Source organism: Xanthomonas sp. CFBP 8445 (assembly GCF_025666235.1).
GTDB classification, from domain to species: domain Bacteria; phylum Pseudomonadota; class Gammaproteobacteria; order Xanthomonadales; family Xanthomonadaceae; genus Xanthomonas_A; species Xanthomonas_A indica.
Genome location: NZ_CP102594.1, coordinates 3,484,586 through 3,496,946, shown reverse-complemented (window position 1 = coordinate 3,496,946; position 12,361 = coordinate 3,484,586). Strand labels below are relative to the sequence as shown.

General features: G+C 69.8%; 9 protein-coding genes. 5 read left to right on the top strand and 4 right to left on the bottom strand.

What is annotated here, in order from left to right; translation table 11 throughout:
- Positions 1–627, top strand: coding sequence for a cytochrome o ubiquinol oxidase subunit III (gene cyoC, locus NUG21_RS14845; RefSeq protein ID WP_019796086.1), 627 nt, complete (start codon positions 1–3; stop codon positions 625–627).
- A complete protein-coding gene (cyoD, locus tag NUG21_RS14840) occupies positions 627–968 on the top strand; it encodes a cytochrome o ubiquinol oxidase subunit IV (RefSeq protein WP_019796085.1) in 342 nt (113 codons plus the stop codon). Before cyoC ends, cyoD begins: the two co-directional genes overlap by 1 nt.
- A gap of 228 nt (positions 969–1,196) precedes the next feature.
- Here cyoD and NUG21_RS14835 read toward each other — a convergent pair whose 3' ends face one another.
- Positions 1,197–1,835, bottom strand: a complete 639-nt coding sequence (locus NUG21_RS14835; RefSeq protein WP_237473315.1) for a MarR family winged helix-turn-helix transcriptional regulator — start codon at positions 1,833–1,835, stop codon at positions 1,197–1,199.
- On the opposite strand from NUG21_RS14835, the gene NUG21_RS14830 reads away from it, so the two are divergent.
- The 3 genes from NUG21_RS14830 (at position 1,807) to radA (ending at position 6,288) form a co-directional block, all read left to right on the top strand.
- Positions 1,807–2,547: an SDR family oxidoreductase gene (locus NUG21_RS14830; RefSeq protein ID WP_263391277.1), complete on the top strand. Its 741-nt coding sequence runs from the start codon at positions 1,807–1,809 to the stop codon at positions 2,545–2,547. The two genes, NUG21_RS14835 and NUG21_RS14830, sit on opposite strands and share 29 nt — an antisense overlap.
- Before the next feature lie 157 nt (positions 2,548–2,704).
- On the top strand, positions 2,705–4,594 hold the full coding sequence (locus NUG21_RS14825; RefSeq protein WP_160947652.1) for a M61 family metallopeptidase: 1,890 nt from the start codon (positions 2,705–2,707) through the stop codon (positions 4,592–4,594).
- A gap of 308 nt (positions 4,595–4,902) precedes the next feature.
- Entirely contained in the window at positions 4,903–6,288 is a 1,386-nt protein-coding gene (radA, locus tag NUG21_RS14820; protein WP_242082206.1) for a DNA repair protein RadA, read from the top strand.
- 294 nt (positions 6,289–6,582) lie between these two features.
- On the opposite strand, the gene NUG21_RS14815 is transcribed toward radA, so the two are convergent.
- The 3 genes from NUG21_RS14815 to NUG21_RS14805 form a co-directional block, all read right to left on the bottom strand.
- Entirely contained in the window at positions 6,583–7,887 is a 1,305-nt protein-coding gene (locus tag NUG21_RS14815) for a jacalin-like lectin (protein ID WP_263391276.1), read from the bottom strand.
- A gap of 109 nt (positions 7,888–7,996) precedes the next feature.
- Positions 7,997–9,304, bottom strand: coding sequence for a histidine-type phosphatase (locus NUG21_RS14810; protein WP_263391275.1), 1,308 nt, complete (start codon positions 9,302–9,304; stop codon positions 7,997–7,999).
- Positions 9,305–9,419: 115 nt separating this feature from the next.
- On the bottom strand, positions 9,420–12,317 hold the full coding sequence (locus NUG21_RS14805) for a TonB-dependent receptor (protein WP_263391274.1): 2,898 nt from the start codon (positions 12,315–12,317) through the stop codon (positions 9,420–9,422).
- Positions 12,318–12,361 lie beyond the last annotated feature (44 nt).

The window sequence follows — 12,361 nt, the reverse complement described above, 5'->3', positions numbered from 1 at the left end:
ATGGCTTCCACGACGCTCGATCCCCACGCCGCCCACGCGGGCGGCCACGACCACGACCACGAACATCACGACGCGGGCGGCAACACCGTCTTCGGGTTCTGGGTCTACCTGATGAGCGACTGCCTCATCTTCGCCGGCCTGTTCGCCACCTATGCGGTGCTGGCCGGTGCGACGGTGGACGGCCCGACCGCCAAGGAACTGTTCGACCTCAAATTCGTGCTGGTGGAAACCTTCCTGCTGCTGTTCAGCAGCCTGGGCTTCGGCCTGGCGATGATCTCGGCGAACAAGCGCAGCATGGGCGGCCTGTACGGCTGGCTGGCGGTCACCGCGGCGCTGGGCCTGGGCTTCCTGGGCATGGAAATCTACGAGTTCCACCACCTGATCGAAGAGGGCGCCGGCCCCGGCCGCAGCGCGTTCCTGTCGGCCTTCTTCACCCTGGTCGGCACCCACGGTCTGCACGTGGCCTCGGGCCTGCTGTGGATGACGGTGCTGGTGATCCAGATCGCCAAGAATGGCCTGACCCCGCGCAACATGACCCGCCTGGCGTGCCTGAGCCTGTTCTGGCACTTCCTGGACGTGATCTGGATCGGCGTGTTCACCATCGTCTACCTGCTGGGAGCGCTGTAATGGCCAACCATCATTCGTCCTCCGACGCGCACGCCGAGCACGGCCATGGCGGCGGCCTGAAGTCCTACCTGGTCGGCTTCGTGCTGGCGGTGATCCTGACGGTGATCCCGTTCGGCATGGTGATGAGCGGGGCGTTCCCGCGCGGCGTCACCGTCATCGTCATCGCGGTGCTGGCCGCGGTGCAGATGTTGGTGCACCTGATCTACTTCCTGCACATGGACCGTTCGGCCGAACAGCGCTCCAACGTGCATGTGGGCCTGTTCTCGCTGCTGATCATCGGCATCGTGGTGGTCGGCTCGCTGTGGGTGATGCACAACCTCAACGTCAACATGATGCATTGAGGGCGGCACCGCCGCAGGTTCGCAAAGGCCGCCTCCGGGCGGCCTTTTGCGTTCTACGGGCCGCAGCCCGGCAGCCCGGCAGCCCGGCAGCGCTTCAAGGGCAGGCCAAGCGCTCCGACATCGGCGTGGCGGGCCGGCACCTGCGGGAGCCGCGATCGGCGTACCAAGGCGCCGCTCGCCTGCATCGATGCCGTGCGCCCTGCGGAAACGAGGCGCGGCGCGCCGAGGTCAGTGCTGGTCTGCTCCGAGCGTCGCGGCGAGTTTCAGCAGTGTCTGCGCGTCTTCCGCGCTGAGGCGGTCGAGCAGCCGGGCTCTGACCGAGGCGGCGTGGACCGAGCGTGCCGCGGCGATCTTGTCCTGGCCCAGGGCGGTGATGGCGACCGTCACCACGCGCGGCTCGCTGCCGTTGCGGCGGACCAGGCCGCGCGCCTGCATGCGCGTGAGCTGATGCGACAGCCGACTCTTGTGCCATCCCATGGAATCGGCGAGCGCCTGTTGGCGCAGTTCGCCCTTGCCCAGATCCACCAGCCGCGACAGCACGCCGAAGTCGCTGCCGGTCAGGCCGGCCCCGGCGGCCAGGTCCTTTTCGACGGCCGCCATCACCGTCTGGCCCATCTGCTTGAAGGCGTGCCAGATCGCCAGCTCGCGTGTGGAAAGTCGCGCGTGTTTCATGCGGTCACCATAGACGCCGCCGGTTGACATGACAACCCGATGGGCGTATTCCTGGGTTGACATGACAACTTGAGCGCGGCCATGGGCCGGCAGGCGATGCCTGCCGAGCGGCCCGCATTCGATGGAGGCGAGGACGATGTCTGCAACGACCTTTGCAGGTGTGGATGTGTTGCTGACCGGCGGCAGCGACGGCATCGGGTTCGGCCTTGCGCGGCGCTTCCTGGCCGCAGGCGCAAACGTGCTGGTCACCGGCCGTGATGCCGGCAAGCTCGACCGCGCGGCCAAGGCCGCGCCCGGCCTGCAGACCCTGGTCAACGACATCGGGGTGGCCGAAGAGCGCGAGCGACTCGCGCAGTACCTGCACGCGCGGCATCCCGGGCTGCGCGTGGTCGTCAACAACGCCGGCATCCAGCGACGCGTCGCGCTCGCCGACGACCAGGCGCCCTGGGCCGAGCGCCAGCGCGAGATCGACATCCTGTTCGCTGCCGTCGTGCATCTGAACCATTTGCTGGTCCCGCTGTTGCGGCAGCATGGCGAGCCTGCGCTCGTCGCCAATGTCTCCTCCGGCGGCGCCTTCGTTCCGCAGCCGTTCGCCCCGGTCTACAGCGCCTGCAAGGCCGCGCTCCACAGCTATACGCGCAACCTCCGCTTCGCGCTTGCCGCGACGCCGGTGAGGGTCGTTGAGATCATTCCGCCCGCGGTCCGCAGCGGCCTGGCAGGCCCTGGCGTGGCCCATGGCGCGGACCTGGACGACTTCTGCGACGCCGTCTTCGCCGGCCTCGCGGCGGGGCAGGCCGATGAGCTCGGCTTCGGAATGACCGATTCGGCGGAGTTTCGGCATCGCCTCGACGTGGAGCGTGCCGTGTTCGATGGATTGTCCGGGCGCTTCCCTGTGCGCAGGTACTGAAGCGCGATCCGCTGCGTCTGCGGGGCTCGCGTCTCGTCGAGCGCGGCGCCAGGCGCGGCGATCGCCGCGGGCATGACCTATGGCATGGCACGTGGCGGCGGCGCGGGCATAGCATGGGGGTTTGCTTGTCCGCTGTCGTTCGCCCCCTGGAGACCCCATGAGAAAGTCCACCGCCTGGATGGCGCCGTTGCTGCTGGCCGCCACTGTCGCGTTCCAGGCCTCGGCGCAGACCGCCCCGCCGCGCGACGTGCCGTTCGTCGGCACGCTGAAGATCGATGTCGACGCCACCGATCTGGCGCACCGCATCTTCCGCGTGCGCACCACCATCCCGGCCGCGCCGGGACCGATGACCCTGCTGTACCCGCAGTGGATCCCCGGCAACCATTCGCCGACCGGCCCGATCGACAAGCTGGCCGGGCTGGTGATCAAGGCCAACGGCAAGGTGCTGCCGTGGACGCGCGATCAGTACGACGTCTATGCGTTCAAGATCGACGTGCCCGCCGGCGTCAGCGAGATCGTCGCCGAGTATCAGTTCCTGTCCTCGCAGGGCGACGGCCAGGGCCGGGTGATGATGACCCCGGAGATGCTCAACCTGCAGTGGAACACCACCGCGCTGTATCCGGCCGGGGTGTACGCGCGCAACATCAAGGCGCAGGCCAGCGTGACCCTGCCGGCCGGCTGGGACTACGCCACGGCGCTGGAGACCGCCTCGCGAACCGGCGACACGGTGACCTTCAAGCCGATCGATTTCGACGACCTGGTCGACTCGCCGATGTTCGCCGGCAAGTACTACAAGCGCATCGTGCTGGACGACAAGGGCAAGGCGCCGGTGGCGCTGAACGTGTTCGCCGACAAGCCCAAGTCGCTGGAGGCCAAGCCCGAGCAGGTCAAGGCGCACGTGGCCCTGGTGCAGCAGATGGACAAGCTGTACGGCGCGCGCCACTTCGACCACTACGAGTTCCTGCTGGCGCTGACCGACAAGCTCGGCGGCATCGGCCTGGAGCACCACCGCTCCAGCGAGAACAGCGGCCCGCTGGACTACTTCACCGAGTGGGACAAGAGCTGGGAGATGCGCGACCTGCTCGCGCACGAGTTCAACCACTCCTGGAACGGCAAGTACCGCCGCGGCGCCGACCTGGCCACGCCCAACTTCAACGTGCCGATGGGCGACAGCCTGCTGTGGCTGTACGAGGGCCAGACCCAGTTCTGGGGCGAGGTGATCGCCGCGCGCGCGGGGCTGTGGACCCAGGACCAGGCACGCGACATGCTGGCCAACGTCGCCGCCACCTACCAGCGCGGGCGGCCCGGCCTGGCCTGGCGCGCGCTGCAGGACACCACCAACGACCCGACCATGTCGATGCGCCGGCCGCGCGCCTACCGCAGCTACCAGCTGAGCGAGGACTACTATTCCGGCGGGCAGATGGTCTGGCTGGAGGTCAACGCCAAGCTGCGCGAGCTCAGCGGCGGCAAGCGCTCGCTGGACGACTTCGCCAAGGCGTTCTTCGGCATGCACGACGGCGCCTGGGACGTGAACCCCTACACCTTCGACGACATCGTCGCCACGCTCGACGGCATCGCCAAGTACGACTGGGCGACCCTGCTGCGCAGCCGTCTCGATGAGCACGGTTCGCTGGTGGGCGGCATCGAGGCCAGCGGCTGGAAGCTGGTCTATACCGATCAGCCGAACGCGGCCAACAAGACCAGCGAGGCGCGCAACAAGAGCCTGGACCTGAGCTATTCGCTGGGCTTGAGCCTGGACCAGCAGGGCCAGGTGCAGGCCGTGCTGTGGGACAGCCCGGCGTTCAACGCCGGCCTCATCGCCGGCAACCGCGTGGTCGCGGTCGGTGGCCAGGAGTACAGCGCCGAGGCGCTCAAGGACGCGATCACCGCGGCCAAGGGCGGCAGCGCCCCGATCGAACTGCTGGTCAAGCGCGGCGACCGCTACGACACCTTGCGCATCGCCTACCACGGCGGCCTGCAGTATCCGCACCTGGAGCGCATCGCCGGCACCCCGGATCGCCTGAGCGAGTTGTACAAGGCGCGTTGAGGTTGGCGGATGTCCCTCGCCCGGCGTGGTCCGCCGGGTGGCGGGGCAGCGCGTTGCGCCGTGCGGTGCGGCGCGTGATCGATCGCCGTCGCTGCGTTGAGGGGGCATACGGTGCGTCTGTCGTAGGAGCGGCTTCAGCCGCGACGGGGCATTACCGTTAAAGCCCGTTCGCGGCTGAAGCCGCTCCTACAAAAATGCGTGGTTTTTCGGTTCGCCGATGCCGTTGGACCAGCGTGGGGCACCTCCGTCGCGGACCTTGAGACCGCCAGCCACTATGCTGATGCCTTGTCTGAGCGGACCAGAAGCAGATGGCGAAAGCGAAAACGGCCTATGTCTGCGGCGAGTGCGGCGCCGAATACACCAAATGGCAGGGCCAGTGCACCGAATGCGGCGCCTGGAACACGCTGAGCGAGATCGTGCTGGAGAGCGCGGCCACGGCCAAGGCGCCGGCCGCGGCGCGCCGCAGCGGCTGGGCCGGCAAGGCCGAGACGCCGAAGATCACCGCGCTCAAGGACGTGGAGCATCGCGACCAGGCGCGGGTCTCCACCGGCATCGGCGAGTTCGACCGGGTGCTCGGTGGCGGTCTGGTGGAAGGCGCGGTGGTGCTGATCGGCGGTGATCCCGGCATCGGCAAGTCCACGCTGTTGCTGCAGGCGCTGGCGAAGATGGCCGGCACCCTGCCGGTGCTGTACGTGACCGGCGAGGAGTCGCTGGGCCAGGTCGCCGGGCGCGCGGTGCGCCTGGACCTGCCGCTGGACGGGCTCAACGCGCTGGCCGAGACCGGTATCGAGCACATCCTGCAGCACGCCAGCGCGGCGCGGCCCAAGCTGATCGTCGCCGACTCGGTGCAGACCCTGTGGACCGAGGCGCTGACCGCCGCGCCCGGTTCGGTCAGCCAGGTGCGCGAGAGCGCGGCGCGGCTGGTGCGCTACGCCAAGGAGACCGGCACCGCGGTGTTCCTGGTCGGCCACGTCACCAAGGAGGGCGGCATCGCCGGCCCGCGCGTGCTCGAGCACATGGTCGATGCGGTGCTGTACTTCGAGGGCGAGAGCGGCAGCCGCTTCCGCCTGCTGCGCGCGTTCAAGAACCGCTTCGGCGCGGTCAACGAACTGGGCGTGTTCGCGATGGGCGAGAAGGGACTCAAGGAAGTCTCCAATCCGTCGGCGATCTTCCTCTCCGGCGGCAGCGCGCACCAGCCCGGCAGTTGCGTGATGGTCACCCGCGAAGGCACGCGGCCGCTGATGGTGGAAGTGCAGGCGCTGGTCGATGCCTCGCCGCTGTCCAATCCGCGACGCGTGGCGGTGGGGCTGGAGCAGAACCGGCTGGCGATGCTGCTGGCGGTGCTGCACCGCCATGGCGGCATCGTGGTCGGCGACCAGGACGTGTTCGTCAACGTGGTCGGCGGCATCCGCGTGCAGGAGACCGCGGCCGATCTGCCGGTGCTGCTGGCGGTGCTGTCGTCGCTGCGCGACCGACCGCTGGCGGAGAAGACCATCGCCTTCGGCGAGGTCGGCCTGTCGGGCGAGATCCGCCCGGTGCCCAACGGCGAGGACCGGCTGCGCGAGGCCGCCACGCACGGCTTCAAGCGCGCCATCGTGCCCAAGGCCAATGCGCCCAAGACCGGCACGGTCAAGGGCATGGAGGTGATCGCGGTGGAACGCCTGGCGCAGGCGTTGGAAGCGGCAAGCGAATAAGCCCCGCTTCGGCGGTCGCGTCTTCGCCACTCCTGTGGGCGTCATCGCTGCGGATCGCGGCGTGGTGTGTGCGATGGCGGGGTCCGGGTCGTGCCGCCGTCGCATTGCGCGGCTGGCGTGGAGCGCTCCGCTCGCCCCGGCAGCATGCGCTGCATCCATTCGCTGCACACGGATGCGTGCGATTGGCCATGGATCGCAGTCAGGCCATGATGTTTTCGCACAGCGAACGGCGCGCGTCGCCACGCGCGCCGTTGCCGTTGCGGTGCCGCAGGCGCGATGGCGCCCGCGGGTCCGTCAATCCTTGCGGTACACCACGCCGAGTTTATCGATCTCGTCGCCGTCGCGGCCGGTGAAGCCGGCGATGTGCCAGCCGCTGGGCGCGGTGAGCGTGTAGGTCTCGGCGGTCGGCGTGCCGGCGCTGAGGCTGCGGCCCTGGTTGGTGCGCAGGCTCAGCGAGAACAGCCGGGTATGGCCGTTGTACTGGCCCACGCTCAGCGTGGCCGAGGTCAGGCGCTCGTTGCTGCCCAGGCGCAGGGCGACCGGATCGCCGCCGCTGCCGCCATGGGCCAGGGTGCTGCCGTTGTCCAGGCCCAGCGCGATGCCGTCCAGGCGCTCGGCGCCACGCAGGGTCACGCTGGCGATGGTGCGCTGCTCGGCGCCCTTGGCGATGTCGTTGAACGGGGTGCCATGCGGGCCGCCGAACTGGTCGCTGGTGCGCACGGTGGTGCCGACTGCCCAGCCGAACTGCGCGGCCAGCGGGTAGTGGTCGGACAGCGGCTTGCCGTCGCTGTCGTAGAAGTTGCCGTCGTCGAGCTTGTAGCGGTTGGCGACCAGGGTCAGCTGCGGCGCGTCGCGGTACAGGATCTTGTCCACCACCTCGCAGTCGTTGCTCGGCGGGGTGCCGCACAGCAGCGGTGCGGCACCGGCGGCGGGGGCGCTGCCCTTGATCAGCTCGACCCAGGTGTCGGTCAGGCCGTTGGCGGCGATCAGCGTGCGGATGTTGTCGTCGGCGCGGGTGTAGCGGGTGTTGGAATCCATCATCACCAGCACCGCGTTGCCGGCCGACCAGGTCTGGATGAACTGCGAGAGCTGGCTGATGTTGGCGCGCCGCGCAGCCAGGTCGCCGCTCTCGGTGCCGGCGTTGGGGTGCGCGTTGTACACATCCAGCAGCACGCCGTCGTCCAGGCGCACGCGCATGTAGCTGAAGCCCTTGGGAGTGAGGCAGTCGGTGCCGTTGCACTTGTCCCACTTGACGCGGGTGAAGTCGTCGAAGCGGTAGTTGCTCAGCGTGTTGAGGCCATCGCCGATCGCCGCGCCGCCGCTGGTGGGCGTGCGGTAGGGGTGCTTGTCGCCTGCGTACAACGTGGCGTGGTAGTTGAAATCTTCCTGCACGTTGATCAGGCCGTAGGGCGCCAGCTTCGGTGCGATCTGCGCCGTGTTGGCGGCCGGGTTGCTGCTGGAAATGCCCTGCGGCAGGCCGGCGACGTTGTAGGTGAGCACGTCGAGGACGCCGACGTCCGATTGCGCGTGGACCACGCCGGCGCAGGCCAGGCTCAATCCGATACCGTAGCTCACGAGGGTGCGTAGATGCTGGATCATGAATCGCCTCTTGCGGGTTGGGAGGAACAGCGGATGGCGCGAGCGCCAGGGGCGGTGCCGGAAGGCACCGATGCCGCCGCGCGACCGGTCGGGGCCGGCGCACGTGGCGTCATGGGGTCAGGAACCGCGGATCGAGCGCGGCCTCGACCGCGGCGGCAAAGGCCGGCAGCGGGCAGTCATAGGCGGCGTCGGCGCGGCTGCACTGCGGGATGAACACGGGCGAGCTCAGCGGCGGCGCCTGCAGCGTCAACGCGCGGCGTTCGCGCAGCTGCGCCAGGCTCTGCGCGGTGTAGCGCAGGCGGATCACCCGCTCGCCGTCGGCGCGGCGCCAGCGCTCGAACACCAGTGCGCCGCCGGGCACGGTCTGGTCCGGTTGGTAGCCGGGCAGTTGCCAGTGCAGGTCGAGCATGCCGGCCAGCAGGGTCAGGGTGCCGTCGTGGCCGGACAACACTACCAGCCGCGCCGTGCCGCCGATCGGTTCGGCGTGCGTGGCCTGGCCGCTGCCGTCCAGCAGCGTCGCCAGCAGTCGCGCCGCCAGCGGCGAGGCGGCCATGCGTGCCACCGCCGGCGCGCGCAGGCGCAGCGCGAATTCCGCCTGGTGCGGGGCGAAGGCGCGCAACAGGCTGGCTTCGTCCACGCCGCGCCAGCCGAGCGCGGCGAAATCCTGGCCGTCGGCCCAGCCCATCAGCAGGCTTTCGCTGAGGCCGGAGGCGGCCGCGGCCGGGCCTTCGACGCCGGGGATCGCGTCCTCGGCGTCGCCCAGTCGTGCCGGCACCGCATCCAGGCGCAGCTTGCCGCTGCCGGCGTCGGCCGGGCAGGGCCGTTGCGCGCACTGCAGCAGCAGTTGCTGCAGGCTGTCCACCGCGTCGGCCTGGGCCGCATTCCAGGCCTGCGCATCGCCGCCAATGCGGCCGGCGATGGCCGCGCGCATCTGCGCCACCGCGGCGGGAGTGCGCAGGGCGGGCACGCCGTCGAACAGCGGATCGGAGGTGCCGTCGGCGACGCTGTGCACCGGGTTGGCGCAGCCCGGGGTCAGCGTGCTGGCCAGTGCCTGTGCCGAGGCCACGGTGCGCTGGGTGCGGTTGGCCCAGTAGTACGCGGCCGCGCAGCCGTCGCCGGCGAACAGCCCCAGCGGCGCGTAGCGGGCGCGGTAGTAGGCGCCGAACAGCCGTTCCAGTGCCGCGCCGTTCGCGGTGAGATAGCCGGCGGGCACCGCGAAGCGCGGCCAGGGGCGCGCCGAGTAGCGCTCCAGTTGCTCCGCGCTGGACATCGCCGCGCGCACGCCGTGGCGCTTGAGGATGACGACTTTTTCCAGCGTTTCTGTCGCGACCGGTTGCGCGCGTGCCGCGATGCAGGCCAGCGGCGCGAGGGCGATCAGGGCAAGGGCGGCGAGGTGCGACAGCGGTGGCATCGGCAAGCTCCAGGCAGAGGCGGTGCTCCGCGCGCGCGGCGCACGGTGCGATGGCGGGCGCCCGCGGCCGTGCAGGCAACGGGCGCCGGGCGGCTGCCGCGCGCGGCGGCAGCGCGGTGGATCAGAAGCGTGCGCGCACGCCCACCGACCAGGTGCGGCCGTAGTCGGTGTAGCCGCCGAACAGGCGGTCGCCGACGTACTGGCGCTGCACGGCACCGGTGAGATTGATCGCGTTGACGAACACCGACAGGGTGTCGTTGACCTTCCAGGCCACGTTGGCGTCGAGGCTGCCGAACTGGTCGCTGTTGAGCGTGGCGACGTTGGCGGTGCCGACCGCGTTGACGATGTCGTCGCTCCAGCTGTAGCTCACCCGCGCCATCAGCGGCCCCTTCTCGTAGAACAGCACCGCGTTGTAGGTGTTCTTGGCCACGCCTTCGAGGCTGTCGGTGAAGGTGCGGCTGCCGTCGCGGTAGGTGGCCTCGCTGTCGGTCCAGGTGTAGTTGAGCTGCATGCCCAGCCCGTCCAGTGGCGCCGGCAGGCCGGCGAAGACCTGCTGGTAGGCCACTTCCACGCCCTTGACGCTGGCCTGGCTGCCGTTGGTCTTGGACGAGAGCAGGTAGGTCTGGCCCTGGTATTGCAGGTTCGACAGCTGGGTCTGGATGAAGCGCGAGATGTCCTTGTAGAACACGCCGCCGGTCAGCGCCGAGGTGCCGTCGATGTACCACTCGAAGGTCAGGTCGTACTGCCAGGCCTCGAACGGGCGCAGCGACGGATTGCCGCCGCTGGCGGTGAGGATCTCGCCGCTGGAATTGAAGGTGAGCTTGGACGACAGGTCGGTAAGGTCGGGACGGGTGATGACCTTGGCCGCGGAGCTGCGCAGCACCATGTCCTCGCGCACGTCCCAGGCGGCGTTGAACGAGGGCAGCGCGTTGCTGTAGCTGCGCGCGAAGTGCACCGGTTGCGCGCTGCCGTTGACGTCGGCATGGCCGTCGGTGGTCTGCTCGGTGCGCACCAGGCGCACGCCGAGGTTGCCGCGCAGTTCGCGGCCGGCCAGTTCGCTGCCGAAGTCGGCCATCGCATAGGTCGAGCCGATTTTCTCCTTCACCTCGTAGGAGTTCTGCAGGTCGGCACTGTTGGGCGTCTTGGCCAGGTCCGCGGCGGTCGGCCAGCTGCCGAAGAAGGTCGATTCGATCGGCGCCAGCCACTGCCGCGGCAGGCTGCCGTTGGCGTCGGCGAGCATGTCGTCCACCGGCAGCGCGGTGAAGTTGCCGGCCGGGAAGCGCACGCCGGCGATGCTGGTCAGCAGCAGGTCGGCGCGATCGTAGGTGCGCGATCGCTGCCGGTACTTGGCGCCGAACTTGAGGTCGCGGAAGAAACCGTCGCCGAGCGCGCGCTTGGCGTCGAGCTGCAGCGCGTCCTCCTTGTCGCGCGCATCGATCTCGCGCCATTCCAGGCGGCGCCCGGCCACGCTGGCCGGGTTGGTCGGGTCGAAGCCGTTGGTGAAGCGCCAGTCGGGCACGTCGTCGCCATCGGCCTGCGGCATGTCCACGCGCATCGACAGGGTGGTGCCGCTGCGCAGGCGCGTACGCCGGATCGGATCGGAGTCGTAGCTGTGCGCCTGCGAGTGGAACGCCACCGCGCCCAGCGTCCACGCATCGCCGCTCCAGGTGCTGGACAGGCGCGCGCTGCGGTTGTCGTCGGTGATGCCGGAGGTTTCGCGCGAGATCTGCACCTGGCCATTGCGGTAGTCGAAGCCGGCGACGCCGCCGTGCGCCACACGCAGGTTGCTGAGCTTGGCCAGGCTGTCGAAGCCCACGCCCAGGCTGTATTCGTCGTAGTGCACGGTCTGCTTGGCGTACAGCAGGTCCAGGTTGGTTTCCCAGGCCGCGCTCGGCTTCCATTGCAGCGAGGCGGCGATGCCGGTGCGTTCGCGCTGCTCCAGTTCCAGCGTCGGGCGCAGGCCGGTCGGCACGTAGTGGGCGCCGGGCACGCCCGGCACGCCGTCGCGGTAGTAGTCCCAGCTCACTTCGTTGACCCGGTCCTGGCGCAGGCTGCGCTGCGCATAGGCACCGGAGAGCAGCAGGCCGAAGGTGCCGTCGGCGTTGACCCAGTTGAACAGGCCGGACACGCGCGGATCGTTGGCGTGGGTGCGCTGCGCCTGGCTCGACTCCAGCGAGACGTTGGTCAGGGGCTTGCCCAGTTCCAGCGGGCGAAAGGTGCGTACGTTGACGATGCCGCCGATCGCGCCCTCGTCCAGGTCGGCGGTGGGGCTCTTGATCACGTCCAGGCCGGCGACCAGTTCCGCCGGCAGCGTGTCGTAGCGGAACTGGCGGCCGGTCTGGCCGGAGGTGCGCACGTTCTCGTTGACCGCCATGGTCTGGCCGTTGAGCGTGGTCACCTGGAAGTTGGGGCCGAGGCCGCGCACGCGCACGTACACGCCTTCGCCGCGGTCGCGCACGATCGACACGCCTGGCACGCGCTGCAGCGCTTCGGCCACGTTCTGCGCCGGCAGCTTGCCGATGTCCTCGGCGGCGATCACGTCGACCACGCTGTCGGCATAGCGCTTCTCGCGCAGCGCGGCGCTGAGGCTGCCGGCGTAGCCGCCGAGCACCTGGATGCCGTCCAGTTGCTTGACCGGCGCGTCCGCCGGCGTTGTCGGTGTCGGTGTCGGTGCGGCGGTCATGGTCGCCGGCACGGTGGCGGCAGCCTCGGCCGGCGCGTTCGCCGCCTCGATCGTCACCGTGGTCGGGGTCAGGAAGCGGTAGCGCAGGCCGGTGCCGTCGAGCAATTGCTGCAGCGCCTGTTCCGGCGCCGCGCCGGCGCGGCTGCCATGGGTCTGCGGATTGCCGGTGTTGCCGGCGGCATAGACGAACTGCAGGCCGGTTTGTCGCGACAACGCATTGAGCGCGCGCGCCAGCGGCTGCGCGGGAATCGCATCGACCGCGACGGGCGCGGTCTGCGCGCCGGCGGCGCCGGCATGCAGGGCGAGGGCGATGGAAAGGAACAGGGTGCGGCGCATCGTCGGGTCCTGTGAGAGCGGGGTGGTGGTGCGCGTGGCATCGC

Bases quoted from the DNA above. Each gene is read 5' to 3' on its own strand.
- radA (WP_242082206.1), top strand. From the start codon at position 4,903: ATGGCGAAAGCGAAAACGGCCTATGTCTGCGGCGAGTGCGGCGCCGAA.
- NUG21_RS14825 (WP_160947652.1), top strand. From the start codon at position 2,705: ATGAGAAAGTCCACCGCCTGGATGGCGCCGTTGCTGCTGGCCGCCACT.
- NUG21_RS14835 (WP_237473315.1), bottom strand. From the start codon at position 1,835: ATGCCGTCGCTGCCGCCGGTCAGCAACACATCCACACCTGCAAAGGTC.
- NUG21_RS14815 (WP_263391276.1), bottom strand. From the start codon at position 7,887: ATGATCCAGCATCTACGCACCCTCGTGAGCTACGGTATCGGATTGAGC.
- cyoD (WP_019796085.1), top strand. From the start codon at position 627: ATGGCCAACCATCATTCGTCCTCCGACGCGCACGCCGAGCACGGCCAT.
- NUG21_RS14805 (WP_263391274.1), bottom strand. From the start codon at position 12,317: ATGCGCCGCACCCTGTTCCTTTCCATCGCCCTCGCCCTGCATGCCGGC.
- cyoC (WP_019796086.1), top strand. From the start codon at position 1: ATGGCTTCCACGACGCTCGATCCCCACGCCGCCCACGCGGGCGGCCAC.